Source organism: Alteromonas sp. ASW11-130, assembly GCF_026183735.1.
Classification (GTDB): domain Bacteria; phylum Pseudomonadota; class Gammaproteobacteria; order Enterobacterales; family Alteromonadaceae; genus Alteromonas.
Window position 1 is genome coordinate 1 of record NZ_JAPFRE010000018.1, and the last position, 19831, is coordinate 19831.

Consider the following 19831-nt stretch of genomic DNA (forward strand, 5'->3'; position numbering starts at 1 on the left):
AAGGTAAGCACACTGTTTGCCGTGTTTTGTCACCCTGGCTCTTTCAAATACTGTATCGTCGAAGGAAAAAAATCCTTGAACAAAAAATGTAAAAAAATCCGATTATTTTAAAAAAAACGGCTAAATGTTTGTTTTCCCGCTTAAATTGTCTCTAGGCGAGAATATATAAGGAACGATTTGGATGGGTGGTCAAAAAATTGTCGGTTTTATGGCAACTTTTCGACAGTACATTGACATTAATAGGTTACTTAATGAAAAAGCAGGTTGAAGAAGGCAAAGATCAGTTTCCTTGACACCCTCATTACGATGGCATCAAAATGGTTGCTATGATTAATTGGAAGCGATGCCATCATGTCAACAAATGATAAACTTCAAGATCTTAGCCACGCTCAGCGCGAGCGCTTAGCATTCATCGATTTTAGTTTGCAATATTTTGGGGCCATTTGTAGGCAGGACTTAATTAATCAATTTGCTACGGGTCTCGCTGCGAGCACCAGAGACTTTACTTTATACCGACAATTAGCGCCTCAAAATTTGATTTTAGATCATCAAACTAAGCGTTATTTACGTTGTGAAGCATTCGATCCCCTGTTCCCCCATGATCCTGACGTGATTTTAACCAGCTTGAGTCGCGGATTTGGCGATGGGCTAAGTTCCCACTTTCGTGCGAGCGAACAATGCCTGCATGCTATTCAATTAATTCACCCTGACGCGGCGATTATTGGTCAGCTTATGCGAGCAGTGATTCATCGCTATCCTATTGAAGCAAATTATGTCAGCGTGTCTTCGGGAACAAAGACCCGAATTATTGTACCACACGCAGTAGTCAACAATGGCCACCGCTGGCATGTGCGCGCGTTTGATTGTACACACGGGATGTTCAGAGATTTTGTTTGTACGCGTTTTAAATCTATTGGCACAATAAAACGAGATATCGCTGAGAAGGAGTCGGTGTTAAAGGACGCCGGCTGGCAACAACTGGTGAGTTTAGAGCTGATACCGCACCCTGAAATAGCTACGCCTGAAGCGATTTACATGGACTACAATATGAAAAATGGTAAAAAAGTGGTGACTATACGTGCCGCTTTGGCTGCTTACTTGTTGCGCTACTGGCAGGTAGATTGTTCCGTTAAACACCGTATCAGGGGGCAGGGGTGTCAACTTGCATTAGCTAACCTCGATGTTCTGCAACAGATTGAAAATGCGCAACTTGCCCCTGGTGCGGTTAACACCAGAAATTAAAATGGTGCATAAGTGAATTGAATTGGGTGATTTGAGCCTGTGCAAATGGTTCAAATCATACTAAACTGCGCATCCAAAAAATAAAAAATTTATGTCATCGGTTCAATGTGACAAGTAAAAAATAAAAAGTATAAAGTAAAAAGTAAAAAGTAATTACTGCCCAACGGGCTTCTCTCAAAGTAACTTTGCACTGATCCTATTCCCTTTGATTTCGCGCGTTAATGTTGCGAAATAAGCAAAGCACCCGATGAATACATTATTAGCATGATCTGCGATCAAAAAAATTCAGGAACGCTATGGCCGGTTTAAAACGCATAATATTAATTGACACCCACTTACCAGGAGTAGTGGAATTAAAACTTGATGGACATACCAATATTTGTGGGACGAATGCATCAGGTAAAACAACTCTGCAACGGCTTGTCCCCGTTTTTTATGGCGAGTATCCTAGCCGAGTGGTACCAGCCACACGTGACAGTTTCGAAAAGTGGTATTTGCCGCGTCAATCCAGCTATATCATTTACGAGTTTGCACGTAGCCAAGGAGATTTATGTCAAGCCGTGCTGGCTTCTTCGGGGTCTGGGGTAAATTATCGGTATATCAGCAAGCCCTTTGAATTAAGCGATTACCTGTATAAGAACAAGTCAGGTGAACATGCATCTATTGGGATGAACGAACTCGCCAGAAATCTTAAGCGAAATAATGTTCTCGTAACTAACTTGCTTAATACTCGCGATTACCGTGCAATCCTGCAAAATGATCGCGCTACGCTGAATGCCGTGGCGAATAGCCGAGAATTGCTTGGCTACGCCAGCATATTCAGTCTTGCCGAATCGGGCGTGCATCTTCGTCATATCGAAAAGCTGGCAAAAGCCGTTCATTCTAAAGAAGGCAAGATGGAAACTATTAAAGCCATGATCGCCGCTATATTGGAAGAAGACGGAGTACAACCTCCTAGTTCTAACCTAAGCCGTAATCGTGTGGAAGACTGGATCCGTGAATGTCACCTGATTAAAGAGTTTGATGCCATTCGTCCTGAGTTCGCAAAACTAGAACAAGCTGACCACGCGTTAGTGCAAAGTGAGAAACGCCTGGCAGAGCTGAAACAGCAATTTAATTTTGATTTGTCTTACCTTGCTGCCCAAATTCAACAAAGCGAGCAGCAACTGGAAGATACGCTGCATACGTTGAAAACAAAAGAAAATGAGTGGGGTTCACAGCGTGATGCCTTAAATCAGAAACTTTCCAGTGCCAAAGCCGATGCCAGCAAGTATGAAAAAGACTTGGATTCGGTAGAAAAAGAATTTGATGCCTGGCAAGAACAGGATATAGAAACGCTCAAACAAAACGTTAGCCACTTGCCCCAGTGGATCAGCGAAAGAGAAACGTTAACCAGTCGTTATACCTTGCTGACCGAAAAACATCAGGATGTACAATCAGCATTCAACAAGCGTTTAGTTGAGCTAAACGAAAAACACGCCAACGAACTTGAAGCGTTTGGTGAACAAAGAGAAACGGCGAGAGATAAGCTGGATCAGCAAAAGGCTGAACAGCAGGCGCAACTGCAAAACATAAAAGAAGAATATCGGCAACAGCTTCAGGCTGAAGCAACCGCGCATCAAATCCGTTTAGGAGAACTTAAAGTTAAGCAGGCTGAAATTTCGGCTGGACTTAAAAACGCAGGCTTCAGTGAATTTGAGCAAAGTCAGCTGGATTTGCTCGACGCAGCCATCAAAGAAGCCAGCGTGCGAGAAGATGGCAGCCGTGAGAATCAACGTCGCGCTCAGACTGAATATCAAGCGGCTGTAAAGGCACGCGAAGCGGCAAACAGTGCGTTAGAAAAGGCGCGGATTGCCTTTCAGCAACAACAAGTACAGGTAAACAAAGTTGAAGCGCTGCTCTACCCAGGCAACAATAGCTTACTTGAGTTTTTACGTCGTGAAAAAAGCGGCTGGGAACAAAGTTTAGGTAAAATTATCCATCCCCAGCTTCTATCCAGAAATGACCTTAAGCCGCAACTACTTGAAAGCAGTGAAGGTGTTTTTGGCGTTGAGTTAGATGTAGCGGCTATTGAAACCCCTGAGTACGCAGAAAGCGAACAAGCGCTTCAAGCCAAATTGTCAGCTGCGCAGTCTACGTTAGCAGAAAGACTCAACGAGCAGAATGAAGCGGAAACGCAACTTTCTACTGCAAGTGAAAATGTGCGCAATAAAGAGTTAGCGCTGAGCAAGTGTGAAAGTGAAACTCGCACCAGTGAAGCGAATCGTAAACGCGCGCAATCTGATCGGGATCAGGTGCATCAGGAATATGTACAAGCGTTAGCTGAACGTAAACAGGAAGGTAAAAAGCGGCTAGCTGCCAACGAAAACGAACAGAAAGCCTGCACTGCCAAACACAACGAAGCCGTTGACGAAATAAAGGACCAGCAGCGAGAAGCTGAGACCGAACAACAATTTCACTGGCAGCAGTTAATTGCAGATACGCAGGATACCATCCGTCAAATTGAACAACATATCATTCGCGCTAAAGAAGCGGCTAAAGCCGATAAGCAAAAATGTGAGCAGTGGTTAGCTGACGAGCTGGCGAATCGTGGCGTAGATGTAGATGAAATCGGCACACTGCAAAAACAGCTAAAACAGTTAAAACAGGATATTGATGTTACTGAGCGTAATCGCCATAAAGTGAGTGAATTTGATCACTGGTATAAAACGGTATTTACCGGGCACAAGGTGGTATGGCAGCGGGAATTGGCAAAAGCCAAAAAAGATGCTGCACAGGCCCAGCGGGATCTTGAGCAACAGGGCGCGGAATATAAAACGTCTCGTCAGCAGCTTAAGGACACGCAACTTGAACTTGAGCATCAACTTAAAACTGCGAAAGAAAATGAAAATGACGTTCAGCAAATTGCTAAGCAACTGAGTAAAATGAGTCTACCAGAGCATGAACTGGTAAATGATTCAGGAAATACTTCCAGCCAGATAGGTCAGCGCATTTCTGAGGGCCAGTCTTTGTTGCAGGAACGTCAACGTTTATTAGATGATATTAAAGCCCATGTGGAACATTTTGATCAGTTGATTGCGGCACAGGCGGGTACAGGATTATCTGATACCTGGGAACGCTCTAGAGAAGAATGTGCGGTAATGACACCACAAGGACATAAGAGTGTAGACCATCGCCGATTGGTCAGCCATCTTGCCCAGCTTCTTAACGTGATTGTTCCACAGAAGCTGCAAGGGCTGCGTGAGCAAGGACGTATCTTCGGCGCAGATTTAACATCGTACTATGATGTATTAAAAGATATCGATACCCGCATTGTCAGTCAAAGTAAACGTATCAGTAAAGAAGTTGACGAAGAATTATTTTTGGATGGCGTATCTAATTCTGCGGTTAAGATCCGCTCTCGAATTTCCGAGTTAGAATTCTGGCCAGAATTGACACAATTTAATAAATTGTATGAAGAGTGGATTGCCTCAGGGAGCGTAGAGTTACCCGATGATGAATATGCAATGAGTATGCGGCGTGTATTAGATATCTTAGGTAGGGCGGCTTTATCCGGCGGGATTAGTAACCTTTTAGATATCGAATTACACATAAAGGAAGGTAACTCAGATCTGATTATCCGCACCGACCGTCAGTTAAATGAATCATCCAGCCACGGTATGGCTTACCTGATTTTATGTAAGTTCTTACTGGCATTTACGCGATTGTTAAGGGGCAAAGCAGATGCGATTATTCACTGGCCGATCGATGAATTAGGTACACTTCACCAAAACAATGTGAAGAAAATTTTTGATGCTTGTCAGAAAAATAATATATCGGTGGTAGGAGCGTTTCCAAACCCAGAATCAGAAGTATTGTCGTTATTCGCAAACCGTTATCTTATTGATAAAGCAACCCGGCAATTGCAGGTCGTGCAGCCTAGGGTAAGTGCCATCAGCGAAATGATTAAAAAACGTCAGCAGGAGGTGGAAGCATGATTACCGAACAGGGCAGAATATTAGAGTTATTATTGTCTGGTGCATTCATCTGTCAGGTTACCGATGAAGAGGCATGGCGCTATTTAAAATCGGCGCAAAACAGCGACAAAATGGAAAGCCAGTTAAATGTGCTTAATCGCACCTTGGCCACAGCAGCTGATGGCGACGTGTTTTTTGCTGCATACCAAGTATTGACTGAATCAGAGCGCAAAGTATTGGGCAACCAATTTCAAGAAATCTCCAGTAATTTGTTGCCATTGGTCGAATGGTTATTACTCGTGCAGCAGGCAGCAGGAAATGATGTGCCTGTTACCCAAGGTAGTGCCATTCGTTTAAATGAGCTGCAAAGTACCATTGAAGATACGCCAGCTTATGCAGAACAGCTAGAAAAAATCTCACGGTATCGTTTGTTTGGGTCAACCAGCACGACCTTAGACGGCCAGGTGAAACAGGTATTCAAGCGGTTAACTGACATGGGTTACCTGATAAAGCCCAACCAGGAAAAGCAGATTTATTTGGCCACAGGTAAAATAGAGTACTTATATGAGGTTATTCGCTTTATCGATGAAACCGAAGCCTTGTCTCTTTCAGAGCAGGCTGAGCAGGCCGTGCAACAAGGGAGCCTGTTATAATGAATCAGAACTTACGGCAATCGGGCGTTAAATTTTTAAACGCCCTAAGTCGCCATGCTGATTTAATTATGCAGGTTTACCTGACAGGGTCGCTGGATGAGCGAGATCACAGTCCGAAGGTGATTGATAATTTAATTCAGTTAGGAGTATTATGGCGCCCCGATGAAGAGGTTGGCTTACGACTCAAAAATGCAGTGAGAAGTTTGCTCGAATCCAGTTTGCATGATGAGCGTAACCGTCAACTGGATGCAAATATCGGTTCAGCCTTGGCAAGCCTGAAAACATTAGCCCAGCATTACAAAGAAGCCTTAGCACACAGCCGCTATACCGAAAGCGAAGCCCATTTGTCTGATCTCACCGAACACGTGTATGGGTTAGCCGAATCGTTATCAAATAGCGTACGGATACTATTTGGACGAATCAATAATGAGTTTGGCTATGTGGCGTCTATTGATGCCAAAATACGTGAGAACGAGTTAGCTCAAGCTCAGGTATCGGAGCTATTAAAGCAGTTAGAAATGTTCCGTTTTGAGGAGCTGAGTGAATTAGCGGGCAATAACCGGGAATTACGTCACCTTTTAATTGTTACCTTGCAACATAGCTTCTCCAAAGTAACCCAGGAATTATCCATTGTTCAGGCAAGATTATTGGCCCTGCTAGGACGATTTAGAGAATTTCGCGGGCGTACCCGTTTGCTCAAAGGTTTTATGCTTCACATGGAGCAAAAGCCCGATTTTACGCCCGGTAATTACACCAAGCTAACGAACGTCCCGTTGTTGTTTAATCAGGCTGGCAGCCTGATTGCGCCTGCCGCCGTTGATGTTAAGCGGGTAGAGCACGAAAGCGATTTGCAACAATTGGTAGGGACCATCAAAGCCCTGAATCGCTCACACCAACAGGAACAACCAGAGCGCGCGGCACAGAAAATAAATGTAGAAGAGCAATCTGCGGTGGTGTTTGAGGAAGACAAACTCAAACAGGCTGTAGAAGGTTATTTCTGCGATGTTATTTCTACAGGTAAACGTATTACAGCGTTAGAGTACCTAACAGAAAATGATTTGGACTTTGATGCAGAGGCCTGGATCTACCAGGTTATTGGCGGCTATCAGGGCTTAACGTTAGAAGAGCAAACCTATTTTGCGATTGATACCACAGGCGATAGTCATCCTATCTATTCTGGTAACTATATCATTGAAGACGTGGAACTGGGCCTTCGTTAATGGGCCTGTCTAAACAGCAACAAAAGTCGCTGGTTCGGTTTTTAGCCGGGGATAAACTGGATTTTACTCCATCTGCTGAACTAGCTGCTTATATGCTTGATAGCTATGGTGATTTGCTTACCTGGAAAGGAAAAAAGTTTATTTTTTCAGCGCAGTCAAAAGCGAAGCTCAAGCAAATTATTCAACTACACGAGCCAGATTTATTAATGCTTCCTATAGAAGGGCAGAGCCGGCTTGGCTTCTCAGCGGTATCAAAATTTGAAAAGTCAGCGCCGATAAAACCCGAGAGCGAAACGGTTTTGTTCACACACCACGAAGGACGCTTTGACTGTATTCAAACTGGAGCAAGATTGCCAGTCGGTTGTTCAATCAGGGCATCATTTTGTGCAATTCAATTTTCAAAAGTAAAAAACGTGGTACTGGTTGAAAATCTTGATATTTTTGACCAGTGGCATAAGGTAAATTGGCCTGGGAAATGTGACCAGACTATCGCCGTTTATCGTGGTCATGAGCGGTCAATAAGTAAAGGGGTAAGGCATTTTTTGGCTGTGTTGCCCCCTTCCGTTCAGGTTATTGCTTTTTGTGACTATGATCCTCAAGGCATGAAAATAGCGCTAACGCTACCTCGCGTATCTGCCCTTCTACTACCTGAACTGCAAAAGACTGTTTTAGAGAAATATAACCGTATTGATTTATGGAAAAATCAACAGGCGGCGGTAAACTTTTTGCGAAATCATGATTTATTCGGCCAGATAGAGCCTATTAAAGTACTGACCGATGCTCATAAGCCAATAGCTCTTCTGCAGCAGGCAATATTGGCAAACGCTGTGAATCTTTACACTGTCAAATTGTAATCTACTCATTTGCTTACCAATTCATCCCTTGGAAATTCTCTATCAGACGCTATAATTTACATAGTGTTAACAAGTTGAACCAAAAGTGTCATGCTTGCGTAATACGCGTGTCATGCGCAACGTGGTAGACTTGAAACCGTCGCCAATACACGGTGGTGTCAGTGTTCACCGCAGACGGTTGTGCGGTAGTTTGAGCACAAATGTGGAGAAATATCTATGCAGTTATCCAGTCAACAATCTTTTAACCAAGCCCTCATCCAGCTTGCTGTGTTGCTTTATCAAATTGACGGCAAAGTTACCCTGACAGAGCAGGAATATCTTGATTCTGTTATCGAAGAAATGTGTTGGGAAAGTCCAATAAGTATCGATGCGTTTCTCACCGAGGCTATTTATCAAACGCGTAAAGCGTTGGATGAAGGTAAGGGGATTGAGTTGCTAAAATCGTTGAAAGAGCATTTGCTGCATGACGTCGATAAAGCAATGGAAGTGGCTATGCAAATAACGGGTATTGATGGTGAGCGAAATGAGAAGGAAACGGAAGTGCTGTCTTTGCTTACGCATAAGTTGCTGGCTAAGGCGTTAGTGTGCAAAGATGCACTTACCCCTCCGTCGCCGACGCAGTCATTTTCTTAATTCGTTTATTAGGCAAGGGCACGCTTTAATTATTTTCCTCAGCTCCTGTATATCTTCCAGGCGCTGGCTTTCATCTGTTTCTAGGTAGGTCTAGCGAGTGAGTGCAAGATAAACAAATAAGTAGAAGCAAAACGTAAATACTACGGTGAGGCCCATTCCGCCAAATCCTTACCAACCAGTGACTTGGCGCGTATTTATACAGCCTGCCGCTTGTGTTTTGCCAGTCGTATCAATACATCGCTTCCTTGAACAAGTTTACTTACAGCAACATTTACTTCGGTTATGTCACCATTAACGGCCGGACATAGGATGATTGAGTTTTTTAAAAGCAAATAACAAGGACTTCAACTATCCACAGTTATTAGCGCGATTAAAGCCAAAATAGTGAATGTTGTTATCACACTTACGTCAGCTAAGTAATTGCAGTTCAGCGTACTCTCTATACAAGGTATCACTTTTTAATAATTCAGCATGGGTCCCACTTGAGGTAATCGTCCCTTTTTCCATAACCACGATACGATCAGCGTGCTGAACCGTCGCGAGTCTATGGGCAATAACGATAGTAGTGCGGCCTTCCATTAACCGGTTTAGCGCTTGTTGAACCATTCTTTCACTGCGGGCATCTAATGCACTGGTAGCTTCATCGAGTAACAAAATAGGACGATCGGCTAAAATAGCTCTGGCTATAGCGATACGTTGTCGTTGCCCACCTGACAATCTTACCCCTCTTTCACCTAATTGAGTTTGATAGCCAGATTCTAGTTGCATGATAAACTCATCAGCGTACGCTGCTTCAGCGGCTTTTTTTATCTCTTCAGTACTAGCGCTAGGTTTGCCATAAGCAATGTTTTCCTCTGCTGACGCGGCAAATATTACGGGCTCCTGCGTGACGATAGCGATAGTATTCCGTAAATCGGTCAATCGAACGTGAGCGATACTTTGAGAACCTATGTTGATTCGCCCTTGCTGAGGTTCATAAAAACGAAGCAACAGCTGAAATAGGGAGGTTTTTCCGGCTCCACTTGGGCCAACCAGTGCCACTTTCTCTCCTGATTGGATAGTGAGTGAGAGCCCTTTGAATAAAGGGGGATTCTCGGGGTAAGCAAAGAATATATTATCAAAGTAGATAGCGGGTGGTTTACACGTGTCCATTAATAGAGGTTGTGTGCCAGATTGAATCGATGGCGGCGTATGCAAAAGTTGCAGCAATCGTTCGCTTGCCCCAACACCTCGTTGTACGTCGCCTATTACTTCACTTATCGTGGCGACACTGCCCCCGGCGAGTACCGCATAAAATAAAAAAGCGGACAGTTCTCCCATGCTCATAGCATTAGCAAATACTTGTCTGGCCCCCACCCACGCTATTAATGTAATAGCCGCCAGGCTAATAAGCATGATAGCGCCGATTAATTGTGAACGGAAATGGATACGTCGTTTAGCCGCATTGAGTGCGTGGTGAACGCGACGATCGAAATGCTGCTGTTCCGTCAACTGAGCATTGAAGGCTTGCACAGTTGTTATTTCGTGCAGAGATTGATCGACGTGCGCCCCCAGATCAGCGATCTTATCCTGACTTTCTTTGGCATACTTTCGCACTCGCGGGGCCAAGACGCGAAGCGGAAGCAAAACTGCTGGCACCGCTAACAATACACATAAGGTGAGGACGGGGCTGGTAACAGCCATTAATATAATAGCCCCCGTAAAGGTGACGACCGAGCGCACAGCCATCGAAACACTACTGCCAACAACGGTTTGGATCACGGTAGTGTCACTGGTAAAGCGGGAAATTACTTCTCCTGTTCTGGTTTTCGCGAAAAATGAAGGGGAGAGGGTGAGCAAGTGAGAAAATACTTCATTACGAATATCAGCGCTAATCCGTTCGCCTAAGAAACTCATCAAATAAAAACGAAAGTAAGTAGCAATACTGGCTATCAGACAAATGATTAGCACACCTGCTACAGCTTTATTTAAAATGGCTGGGTTATTTTCGATAAAGCCTTTATCCACGGCTAACTTTATTCCCTGCCCCAGAACTAACCATGCGCCCGCTGCAATAAATAAAGCGACAATCGCGCCGGCGACCTGCCAGCGGTATTTCATTAGATGACCGCCCACCCATCCTAAGACTTGACCGGTTGATACTTGAGTGTCAATTCGCACACGAGGTTCCTTTGGCTGAAGAACAAAAAGAAATAGTAAATATATACAGAAAAAGGGTAGGCGTCATTTAGTTAAAAAGCGCGAAGAATGAGCCTGCACCTTTTTCTTTTTACATTAAAACTTGAATAACCTTGTCAAATCCGTATAATTCCGCGGCCTTCTCATTTGCCTGTTGCTTTTTGCATCGGTTAGAGAGGGTAAGTTAACGGTAACGCTACAACGAGTTTGAGGCAACTATGGTTACTATTCGTTTACAGCGTGGTGGCGCGAAAAAGCGTCCATTTTATCAACTAGTGGTGGCAGATAGCCGTCGCGCAAGAAACGGACGTTTTATTGAAAACGTTGGTTTTTTCAATCCAACTGCACAAGGTCAATCGGAGCGTCTTCGCGTTGATCTAGAGCGTGTAGATTACTGGGTTGGTGTTGGCGCGAGTTTATCTGAGCGCGTATCTAGCTTGGTAAAAGAAGCTAAAAAATCTGCAGCATAAGCTGCAAAAAAATTGGTGGGTATAGATGAGTCAAGCGTCTGGCAAAGTTGTAATTGGCAAAATTGGCGCTCCTTACGGAGTAAAAGGTTGGGTCAAAATAAACAGCTATACCGATACACCAGAAGGTATTTTTACCTATTCGCCGTGGATTCTCGGTGATGGGAAAGAATACCAGATTGACCAGTGGCGTCCACATGGTAAGTCTTTGGTGGCCAAAATTGAGAATATCGATAGCCGTGATGATGCAGAACGCATTAAAAATTTGGATATCCATATTCTGGCCGACCAGCTCCCAGAGCTGGGTGAAGATGAATTTTATTGGCGCGACCTGACGGGAATGCAAGTCGTAACAACGCAAGGTTACGATTTGGGTGTCGTCAAAGATGTATTCAATACCGGAGCGAATGATGTATTACAGGTCAAAGCCAATGGTAAAGATGCATTTGGTCAAAAAGAAAGATTACTGCCGTTTGTATTCGATCAAGTTGTACAGTCGGTGGATAAATCAGGCAGAGTGATTACGGTAGACTGGGATCCGGGGTTTTAAGTGACCACGGAAAAATGGTTCGGCATCGTTAGTTTATTTCCTGACATGTTCGCTCCCTTTGCACAACAAGGCGTTGTGGGAAGGGCAGTGAAGTCAGGGAAAATCGCGATTGACCATTTTAACCCGCGTGATTTTACTCATGATCGTCATCGCACCGTGGATGATCGCCCTTATGGTGGTGGTCCAGGCATGTTGATGATGGTTAAGCCATTAACAGACGCAATTTCGGCAGCCAAGCAGGCTGGCGGAGAAAAAAGTAAAGTGATCTACTTATCCCCACAGGGGAAACCGCTAGATCAGGCCGGTGTGAAAACACTGGCTCAAAACGACCGCATGATTTTGGTCTGCGGCCGTTATGAAGGGATCGACGAACGTGTAATCGAAAACCACGTTGACGAAGAATGGTCAATTGGTGATTACGTGTTAAGTGGAGGTGAATTGCCTGCACTGGTACTGATGGATGCTGTGGCCAGGTTAGTTCCAGGTGTTCTAGGGCATCAAGCATCGGCTATCGAAGATTCTTTTACCGAAGGGCTACTGGATTGTCCGCACTATACGCGGCCAGAAGTACTCGACGGAAAAGCGGTACCACCTGTGTTGTTAAGTGGTGATCATGAAAAAATTAGGCAGTGGCGGTTGATGCAGTCGTTGGGTAGAACCTGGCAGCGTCGCCCTGAATTATTAAATCACCTAGCTCTGACTGAGGAGCAACAACGGTTACTCACCGAGTTTACCGAACAGTTGCAGCAAGATGACAGTTAACTAGGACGAGAGGATATGATGAGCAAAATCAGTCAAGATATCATCAAAAAAATTGAACAAGCACAGCTAAAAACTGATGTGCCTGCGTTCGGTCCAGGTGACACAGTTGTGGTTAAAGTGCGCGTTACAGAAGGTGACAAAGAGCGTCTTCAGGCTTATGAAGGTGTTGTTATTGCTAAACGTAACCGTGGTCTTCACTCGTCTTTTACCGTGCGCAAAATTTCTAGCGGCGAAGGCGTAGAGCGTGTATTCCAAACCCACAGCCCGGCTGTTTCTTCAATTGAAGTGAAACGTCGTGGTGCGGTTCGCCGTGCTAAGCTTTACTATCTGCGTGAGCGTTCAGGTAAATCTGCACGTATCAAAGAGAAGCTTAACTAAGATTACTAATCCTTGCGTTACTGTTAACTTTAAAAGCCCGCGTTTACGCGGGTTTTTTGCATCTGAAGACCTAAAAAACTATGCACCCTATCTGGCAATCAATTTATGCGGGTAAATGGTATTCCACGCATGCAAAACCATTAAGAAAATTGCGTATTCAAGCGAAACAGGCTTGTTGGCAACTTAATCAATTAGACACCGATGACCATCGACGCGAAGAATTGTTGCGCCAGTTGTGCCCGCACATGCATTCAGTCGCAGTAGGTCAGGACTTCTATTGTGATTATGGTTTTAATATCCACTGCAAAGGTAGCGCCTTGTTCGGTGATAGAACAGTCGTTCTGGATGCGGGATTAGTCAAGTTAGGTAATAACTTTAAAGCAGGCAATGCGGTAGTAATTTGTGCGTTACATCATCCAAAAGATAGCGAAAAGCGCGCCCAGGGATTGCAACGAGCGCAATCCGTTATCATTGGAAACAATGTCACTTTAGCCGACAATGTAACAATATTGCCCGGTGCCGTTATCCCAGATAATACAATGATTTCTGAGAGAGAGGTGGTTAGCCCACGCACCTTTGTCTAATTCGACTTAGATCAATTTGAAATGATTTTACGAAAGGGTTGCATGCTTAATCATTTGTTGATAAAAAGTCAACGCCTGTAATAAATGTTGCTTTCGCTGCCGTTGTAAATTTAGGTTTACATTTGGGTGGCGCTCGCAGGGCTATCCATTCCACCGTTTTCATGTATTGATTAGAGAGCAAAATGATCAAGGATACCGTCAATAATATTCATATCAGTGCCGAAGATGTACTGATTACTCCCGAAGCGCTAAGCGCAGAATTACCTGTTTCTGCTCACGCACTTAATGTTATCTCGCAAGCACGCGCCACTATTGCCGACATTATCCACCGTCGGGATCATCGTTTGTTAGTGATATGTGGACCCTGTTCGATACACGACATTGATGCTGCCAAAGAGTATGCATTACGCTTAAAAGAGTTGCATGAAGCCTGTAAAGATACGTTGTTTATAGTTATGCGGGTTTATTTTGAAAAGCCTCGCACTACAACAGGCTGGAAAGGCTTAATTAACGACCCTAATATGGATGGGACTTTTGAGATTGAAACTGGCCTGCGAAAAGCCCGTGAGCTGCTTATTTGGCTAGCGGAGCTAGAGCTGCCCGTCGCGACAGAAGCATTGGACCCGATCAGCCCGCAATACCTCGCTGAGCTATTCAGTTGGAGTGCAATTGGTGCACGCACCAGTGAGTCACAAACACATCGTGAAATGGCCAGTGGTTTATCGATGCCAGTAGGATTCAAAAATGGCACCGATGGCAGTCTGGATATTGCCATTAACGCACTAAAATCAGCTGCGTCAGGTCATCGGTTTATGGGGATTAATAAACAAGGGCAGGTCAGTATTATTGCCACTAGTGGTAACCCTGATGGACACATCATTTTACGCGGGGGCAAGCAGCCCAATTATGATTCGGTGTGTATTTCTGAGTTTGAGCTAGCCTTGCAGGAAGCTGGGTTAAGTGCGGGCCTAGTGGTAGATTGTAGTCACGCCAATTCGAGTAAAGATTATAAACGCCAGGCTTTAGTGGCACAAAATGTCGTAAATCAGATACTTGAAGGGAACCAGTCTATTATCGGTATGATGCTCGAAAGCCATATTTATGCGGGTAGCCAGAATGCTAACGGGAAAAGCCCAGACGAGCTAGAATATGGGGTTTCAATTACCGATGGTTGTATTGATTGGGGGACCACTGAAAATCTCATTACACAAACCCGTGACAAGCTGATTACCGTACTACCCCTAAGACAAAACAAACGGGACGAGGTAGCTTAACCCATTTTTTATGAGCAACTTTGACGAACTACTGGTTCAGCTTCGCGAAGGAATTGATGCCATTGATGCTGAACTGGTTGAACTATTGCGCAGGCGTGCACAATTGACCGGTAAAATTGGCGAAATCAAAGCGCAGACGGGCATGCCTATCTTTGTGCCGGAGCGAGAAACCGAATTAATTAAAAAACGTAGACAGCAGGCTCAAGAAACGGGTGTATCTGCCGATCTTATCGAAGATTTACTACGCCGGATAATGCGAGAATCATATCACACCCAAAACAACCGTTACCGATGCGCAAATTCTGCTATCAAACAAGTGACTGTTATCGGTGGAGATGGAGCGCTGGGTAAAGTCATTTGTTCTTTATTCCGCAAAAGTGGTTATACCGTATCTGTTATAGAAAAGGATGACTGGCAGAAAAAAATGACCGAAAACCTACTGGCGAATTCGCAATTAGTCATCGTGGCGGTTCCGATCAATCTTACCGAGCAAGTAATTGGAAAACTCGATGCCTTGCCACCAGAGTGTATTTTAGCCGATATCACCAGTGTGAAAGTTAAGCCCTTGCAAGCTATGTTGGATATCCATAAAGGGCCAGTCGTGGGTTTACACCCGATGTTTGGACCCGATGCGCCCGGCATGATTAAACAAGTTGTGGTGGTGTGTGATGGCAGAATGCCTGAAGCTTATCAATGGTTGATTGAACAAATGACTATCTGGGGAGCCGCAATTCATTACAGCTCGGCCCAACAGCATGATCAAGCTATGGCATATATTCAGGTAATGCGACATTTTTCTACCTTCGTGTACGGTGCGCATTTACAGGAAGAAAATCCTGACTTAAATATGCTCACGGTGTTTAGCTCTCCAATTTACCGTCTGGAACTGGCCATGGTCGGTCGGCTATTTGCGCAAGCACCTCACCTCTACGCCGATATCATTTTCGCTAACCCAGAAAACATTCACCTTCTGAAGCGTTTTCATAAACGTTACGGTGAGGCACTGGCAAAATTTGAGACAGGGGATAAAGCAGCCTTTATTAAACAGTTTCTTACTATAGGAAATTGGTTTGGTGATTATGCGAAAAAATGTCTCCTTGATAGCAAACAGTTACTGCTTAAAGCAGACGATGATCAGATGCTTAGGAAAAAAACTGACCCATAATGTTTTTGTTAATTGAGCTCACTCTTAAACGTTTCTCGGATAAGCGTTAGTTTAGTAGTTAAATGGCCCTCTCACTCTAGTTAAAAAGTGATATGTTCAGCTTTAACCTCCTGTATTTCCGATATATAGTTACCGGCTAACTTTTTAGTTGCTATATGGTGTTGTTATTCTTCGTTCAGAAATAAACTTGCTACCTATTAATGTAAACGATAAGGCCCTGTTCAGAAAACTCTATTTAGACCCCTCCATTTCAAAAATGCTGTTTGTACGGATGACAGTAAAAGACGTAGATGCGTGGTTTGTAAAAGTGCATCAAAATAAAGCGGGCGCGTATCACTTTTATAAAATTTCTCATGGCCCAACTGAAAAAATAGTAGGCATTATTGGGCTGATCCACCGTTTAGAAAATGTCGAAGAATACGGTATCTTGTTAGATGAAGAATCTCGCTATAAGGGTATTGCCACTATCGTTACCCAAATGTTAGTGGACAAAGTGCGGCGTAGTGGCCGAAATAGTCAAATCATAGGGCGCTGTATTGCTCAAAACGCTCCGATGATAAATGTATTCAAAAAATGTGGGTTTGAACAAATTTGCTGTAACACGTACGAAGAAATTAAAATCGATTTTCCTCATATTATGTTTCGAAAAAACGTAACTTAATAATTAGCCTGGTGTTGTAGTATGAAATCAATCCGCATTCCCATTACTAATTTATATGCAGAAGGGGGCTATTGCGCTAGGTTTCTGATTGGTTCAGATGCCACGCCGGTAAATTTGATATTGGATACAGGTAGCAGTACGTTTGTTGTTAGCCATAAAATAATCACCATCACTTCAGAACTAGCCTTTGAAGGCACTACGTATGTGCAAGACATCCAATATGGCAAAGGTGGTTGGTACGGACCGGTTGTACATACTCATGTAGGCGTGAAGGAATTAGACGAGCATATTGACTTAGCTGGCGTGGCACTGGCTATCACCTCAAAAGAAGAAGCCGCAAGTTTTTTAAATGCCGACGGAATTATGGGCCTGGCCTATACAGCATTGAACCATGCCTACGATATAACAAGCTACCTCACCGAAAATAAGGTTGACCCGTGCGTCAGCTATCCATACTTAATGACGAATTGTAGTGAGGACGTTCCCGAATATACACACTTCCTGCATCAATACCCTAGAATTGACCTCATCCCATATTTTTCTCAGCTAGAGGAATCGGGCGTGGTCGCAGATCAATTTGCTTTGCTGACTCATCGTTCCAGTATCTATCATACTGGGGAAAGTAATACAGATGAATTAGCCCACACTCATCATCTGAAACACGGTTTATTCGTGTTAGGCGCACCCCTGAAACACGACGACTTATATCAGGAGCCCATCCTTACCGTGGGGGTATCGCATGATAAGTACTACAACGTAAATGTGTTAAGTATACAAGTAGGGGAAAGTGCGGAAATACCCGCACCCACGTTAGCTGAAAAGCATGTAAAAGCATATTGTACAAATGGTATTGTGGATAGTGGCGCAACAGCTCTAGTGATGCCCGGCGAATTATTGCAGCAAGTCAAAACGCAGTTAATCAATCATAATGCTGCGTTCGAAAAATTACTGTCGCCTTACAACGCGTTCACCGGCACTGAAGTGGGGATACCGTTAAGCGCGTTAGATTTAGACCAATGGCCAGACATTACGCTGTATTTGGAAGGTGAGCGTAAACAACCCGTAGCTGTTACCTTAACTCCAGACACTTATTGGCAAGTGCATTCGCCCCAATCTGACCAAGCCACATTTAAATTGTGCAGTTTACCGGGCTGGCCCAATCAACTAATCCTTGGATTGCCGCTTTTAAATAATTATTACACTATTTTTGATCGTAGTGAGGGCAACACTGGAGTAATTCGTTTCGCAAAGAAAGTCGATGTGCCTGAATTGGTGACCAGTGCAATTGCTGACGCTATACAGCGATGAGTTGAAATTTCGGTGTACCAATGCTATCCAGCAAATCCAAATAATTAAAAGTTTATAATAAATGTATTAAAGAGGTTCTAAATTGACTAATCAATCAGGAAGTATTGTTTGTGTAGGTGTAGGTATGACCCTGGGGTCACATATTTGCCCGCTTTCAAGAAGTTATATTGAACAAGCTGATGTGGTATTTTGCAGTATGTCGGACAAATACGTGGAAGAGTGGGTCATGTCCATGAATAAGGATGTGCGCAGTCTGCAAAAGTATTACGCGGAAGGGAAGGACCGCCGGCAAACTTATCGTGAAATGATAGAAGCAATGATGGACGAAGTGCGGTCGGGTAAAAAGGTCGTCGGAGCTTTTTACGGTCACCCAGGTGTATTCGCTATGGCACCGCATAAAGTGATTAAACAGGCGCGCGAAGAAGGCTTCAACGCACACATGGAGCCGGGTATTTCAGCCGAAGATTGCTTGTTTGCAGACATGGGCCTCGACCCAGGAACAAACGGTTGTGCTCACTATGAAGCCAGCCAGTTTTTAATGAACGAAAAACGGTTCGACAACACCGCGTTATTGATCTTGTGGCAAATCGGCATGGTAGGAGACCGTCAATTGAAAAAATTTGTGTCTGAAAACCGCTATCGCAAAGTACTACAGGATTATCTGTTAGAACATTATCCAACTGAACATCAAATTGCATTGTACGAGGCCGCTGTCCTGCCTATTGAAAAGGTCAGAATCGAATGGATGCGTTTAGATCAGTTATGCGAAGCCACGGTTTATCAGCATTCCACGTTAGTCATTCCTCCAGCGAAGAAAAAGACGCCTGACGCAAAAATCGAAGCCATTATGAATGCGCTGGATTCAGAATAAGTTTTAAAGCCAAAAGAAAGTGATGGGGTTAAATTTAGGGGAGAGGTCACCGGAATTGCAAATCGCCACCATTTTACTCAACTGGCCGATTCCACCCTTAGCTATGATGAAAAAATTCAGCAGGTATTGACACTAGTTGTTTTTGACTGGGATTTTTTCAAGAAGGTGAATGACACTTACGGTCACATCGTAGGTAATTGGGCGCTTAAAACCGTAGTCGACGCTGTTCAGGAAGTGTGTAGAACCCTGGATGTGGTTGGGCGTTTGGGTGGGGAAGAGTTTGGCATTCTTTTACCTGGTTGTGGAGCAGTAAAAGCGGAGTCAATTACCGAAAAATGTCGCCAGGCAATAGCCTCAATCGATACTGCGCCTAGTGGGGAATCTTTTAGGATAACTGCTAGCTTTGGTTTGGCGGATACAAAAGTATGCGATTATAAATTTTACAATCTCTACGCCAGTGCTGATCAGGCCTTATATCGAAGTAAAGAAGAAGGGCGAAATCGTGTTTTTGTTTTTGATGATTCTCACAAAACGAATACGATAATGCGGGAAAATTTGGTTTAATCTGATAATGTTATATTTCTTATTCTTTTAAAATAAACGATTTTGGTATAAGCGAATCGTTTCGACATTCTACATTTATTAGACTATTCTTATTAACATGTTGTTTTTTATGGGTTTTTGTTTTTGTTTGAATGATTGTTACTAATAACCGTACCTAATTTCCAGTAGCAACCATTGAAAATACCGCTCTCACGTAACATTTTTTCTAAATATCGAGGCCAAAAAAAATTAACAATAGGTTTGGGTAGTGCTAATCTTCCGCTGGAGTTAATGTACTTTCTTATATAAAGGAATTTTTATGACGGCAGTCGAGTTATTGGAAAACATGGGTGCGAATGCATCTAAAAATACTGTTGAAGCTAGCCAGCAATTTTGGACAGCTTTTGAAACTGAAAGAGAAAGGTTCGAAAACAGGAAATTATGGTGCGTCGTGCACCCAGATAAGGATGATGATCAGAGTCCTCTCAAGGATGACGACGACAACGAGACGTCTCTTTTCGTTAACTAATGT

18 protein-coding genes and 1 pseudogene are annotated in these 19831 nt (G+C 43.8%); 18 read left to right on the plus strand and 1 reads right to left on the minus strand.

What is annotated here, in order from left to right; genetic code table 11:
• Window positions 1–351: 351 nt before the first annotated feature.
• The 6 genes from OPS28_RS06435 to OPS28_RS06460 all read left to right on the plus strand — a co-directional run bounded on the left by OPS28_RS06435 (window position 352) and on the right by OPS28_RS06460 (window position 8558).
• Window positions 352–1242: a WYL domain-containing protein gene (locus OPS28_RS06435; RefSeq protein WP_265608639.1), complete on the plus strand. Its 891-nt coding sequence runs from the start codon at window positions 352–354 to the stop codon at window positions 1240–1242.
• 296 nt (window positions 1243–1538) lie between these two features.
• Window positions 1539–5219, plus strand: a complete 3681-nt coding sequence (locus OPS28_RS06440) for an ATP-binding protein (protein WP_265608640.1) — start codon at window positions 1539–1541, stop codon at window positions 5217–5219.
• Entirely contained in the window at window positions 5216–5851 is a 636-nt protein-coding gene (locus tag OPS28_RS06445; RefSeq protein WP_265608641.1) for a condensin complex protein MksE, read from the plus strand. The genes OPS28_RS06440 and OPS28_RS06445 overlap by 4 nt, the downstream gene beginning before the upstream one ends.
• The gene (locus tag OPS28_RS06450) at window positions 5851–7071 is read left to right on the plus strand and encodes a phosphoenolpyruvate carboxylase (RefSeq protein ID WP_265608642.1); all 1221 of its coding nucleotides are present in this window, start codon (window positions 5851–5853) and stop codon (window positions 7069–7071) included. Before OPS28_RS06445 ends, OPS28_RS06450 begins: the two co-directional genes overlap by 1 nt.
• Window positions 7071–7925 (plus strand): DUF7281 domain-containing protein, encoded by an 855-nt coding sequence (locus tag OPS28_RS06455; RefSeq protein WP_265608643.1) that lies wholly within the window; start codon window positions 7071–7073, stop codon window positions 7923–7925. Before OPS28_RS06450 ends, OPS28_RS06455 begins: the two co-directional genes overlap by 1 nt.
• A 216-nt stretch (window positions 7926–8141) precedes the next feature.
• On the plus strand, window positions 8142–8558 hold the full coding sequence (locus OPS28_RS06460; protein ID WP_265608644.1) for a tellurite resistance TerB family protein: 417 nt from the start codon (window positions 8142–8144) through the stop codon (window positions 8556–8558).
• A gap of 408 nt (window positions 8559–8966) precedes the next feature.
• On the opposite strand, the gene OPS28_RS06465 is transcribed toward OPS28_RS06460, so the two are convergent.
• Window positions 8967–10658: an ABC transporter transmembrane domain-containing protein gene (locus OPS28_RS06465; RefSeq protein WP_265608732.1), complete on the minus strand. Its 1692-nt coding sequence runs from the start codon at window positions 10656–10658 to the stop codon at window positions 8967–8969.
• Window positions 10659–10954: 296 nt separating this feature from the next.
• Between OPS28_RS06465 and rpsP the strand changes: the two genes are divergently transcribed.
• The 12 genes and pseudogenes from rpsP (at window position 10955) to OPS28_RS06525 (ending at window position 19828) form a co-directional block, all read left to right on the plus strand.
• Window positions 10955–11206 carry a 30S ribosomal protein S16 gene (gene rpsP / locus OPS28_RS06470; RefSeq protein WP_265608645.1) on the plus strand — a complete coding sequence of 84 codons (252 nt, stop codon included), beginning with the start codon at window positions 10955–10957 and terminating at the stop codon, window positions 11204–11206.
• Window positions 11207–11231: 25 nt separating this feature from the next.
• Window positions 11232–11753: a ribosome maturation factor RimM gene (gene rimM / locus OPS28_RS06475; RefSeq protein WP_265608646.1), complete on the plus strand. Its 522-nt coding sequence runs from the start codon at window positions 11232–11234 to the stop codon at window positions 11751–11753.
• Complete coding sequence (trmD, locus tag OPS28_RS06480; protein WP_265608647.1) at window positions 11754–12515, plus strand: tRNA (guanosine(37)-N1)-methyltransferase TrmD; 762 nt, start codon at window positions 11754–11756, stop codon at window positions 12513–12515.
• An 18-nt stretch (window positions 12516–12533) separates the two neighbouring features.
• Window positions 12534–12893, plus strand: a complete 360-nt coding sequence (gene rplS / locus OPS28_RS06485) for a 50S ribosomal protein L19 (protein WP_265608733.1) — start codon at window positions 12534–12536, stop codon at window positions 12891–12893.
• A gap of 80 nt (window positions 12894–12973) precedes the next feature.
• Window positions 12974–13477, plus strand: a complete 504-nt coding sequence (locus OPS28_RS06490) for a maltose acetyltransferase domain-containing protein (RefSeq protein WP_265608648.1) — start codon at window positions 12974–12976, stop codon at window positions 13475–13477.
• A gap of 182 nt (window positions 13478–13659) precedes the next feature.
• Window positions 13660–14751, plus strand: a complete 1092-nt coding sequence (locus OPS28_RS06495) for a 3-deoxy-7-phosphoheptulonate synthase (RefSeq protein WP_265608649.1) — start codon at window positions 13660–13662, stop codon at window positions 14749–14751.
• Window positions 14752–14761: 10 nt separating this feature from the next.
• On the plus strand, window positions 14762–15916 hold the full coding sequence (gene tyrA, locus OPS28_RS06500) for a bifunctional chorismate mutase/prephenate dehydrogenase (RefSeq protein WP_265608650.1): 1155 nt from the start codon (window positions 14762–14764) through the stop codon (window positions 15914–15916).
• Between the two features lie 187 nt (window positions 15917–16103).
• Complete coding sequence (locus tag OPS28_RS06505; RefSeq protein ID WP_265608651.1) at window positions 16104–16577, plus strand: GNAT family N-acetyltransferase; 474 nt, start codon at window positions 16104–16106, stop codon at window positions 16575–16577.
• Between the two features lie 21 nt (window positions 16578–16598).
• On the plus strand, window positions 16599–17885 hold the full coding sequence (locus OPS28_RS06510) for a pepsin-like aspartic protease (RefSeq protein WP_265608652.1): 1287 nt from the start codon (window positions 16599–16601) through the stop codon (window positions 17883–17885).
• Window positions 17886–17967: 82 nt separating this feature from the next.
• Complete coding sequence (locus tag OPS28_RS06515; RefSeq protein WP_265608653.1) at window positions 17968–18756, plus strand: SAM-dependent methyltransferase; 789 nt, start codon at window positions 17968–17970, stop codon at window positions 18754–18756.
• A gap of 51 nt (window positions 18757–18807) precedes the next feature.
• Window positions 18808–19320, plus strand: a pseudogene (locus OPS28_RS06520) (GGDEF domain-containing protein); the annotation flags it as partial.
• 298 nt (window positions 19321–19618) lie between these two features.
• Complete coding sequence (locus OPS28_RS06525) at window positions 19619–19828, plus strand: hypothetical protein (RefSeq protein WP_265608654.1); 210 nt, start codon at window positions 19619–19621, stop codon at window positions 19826–19828.
• Window positions 19829–19831 lie beyond the last annotated feature (3 nt).

Excerpts from the sequence above, each read along its gene's own strand:
- OPS28_RS06435 (WP_265608639.1), top strand. The coding sequence starts at position 352 with ATGTCAACAAATGATAAACTTCAAGATCTTAGCCACGCTCAGCGCGAG.
- OPS28_RS06440 (WP_265608640.1), top strand. The coding sequence starts at position 1,539 with ATGGCCGGTTTAAAACGCATAATATTAATTGACACCCACTTACCAGGA.
- OPS28_RS06445 (WP_265608641.1), top strand. The coding sequence starts at position 5,216 with ATGATTACCGAACAGGGCAGAATATTAGAGTTATTATTGTCTGGTGCA.
- OPS28_RS06450 (WP_265608642.1), top strand. The coding sequence starts at position 5,851 with ATGAATCAGAACTTACGGCAATCGGGCGTTAAATTTTTAAACGCCCTA.
- OPS28_RS06455 (WP_265608643.1), top strand. The coding sequence starts at position 7,071 with ATGGGCCTGTCTAAACAGCAACAAAAGTCGCTGGTTCGGTTTTTAGCC.
- OPS28_RS06460 (WP_265608644.1), top strand. The coding sequence starts at position 8,142 with ATGCAGTTATCCAGTCAACAATCTTTTAACCAAGCCCTCATCCAGCTT.
- OPS28_RS06465 (WP_265608732.1), bottom strand. The coding sequence starts at position 10,658 with ATGAAATACCGCTGGCAGGTCGCCGGCGCGATTGTCGCTTTATTTATT.
- rpsP (WP_265608645.1), top strand. The coding sequence starts at position 10,955 with ATGGTTACTATTCGTTTACAGCGTGGTGGCGCGAAAAAGCGTCCATTT.
- rimM (WP_265608646.1), top strand. The coding sequence starts at position 11,232 with ATGAGTCAAGCGTCTGGCAAAGTTGTAATTGGCAAAATTGGCGCTCCT.
- rplS (WP_265608733.1), top strand. The coding sequence starts at position 12,534 with ATGAGCAAAATCAGTCAAGATATCATCAAAAAAATTGAACAAGCACAG.
- OPS28_RS06490 (WP_265608648.1), top strand. The coding sequence starts at position 12,974 with ATGCACCCTATCTGGCAATCAATTTATGCGGGTAAATGGTATTCCACG.
- OPS28_RS06495 (WP_265608649.1), top strand. The coding sequence starts at position 13,660 with ATGATCAAGGATACCGTCAATAATATTCATATCAGTGCCGAAGATGTA.
- tyrA (WP_265608650.1), top strand. The coding sequence starts at position 14,762 with ATGAGCAACTTTGACGAACTACTGGTTCAGCTTCGCGAAGGAATTGAT.
- OPS28_RS06510 (WP_265608652.1), top strand. The coding sequence starts at position 16,599 with ATGAAATCAATCCGCATTCCCATTACTAATTTATATGCAGAAGGGGGC.
- OPS28_RS06525 (WP_265608654.1), top strand. The coding sequence starts at position 19,619 with ATGACGGCAGTCGAGTTATTGGAAAACATGGGTGCGAATGCATCTAAA.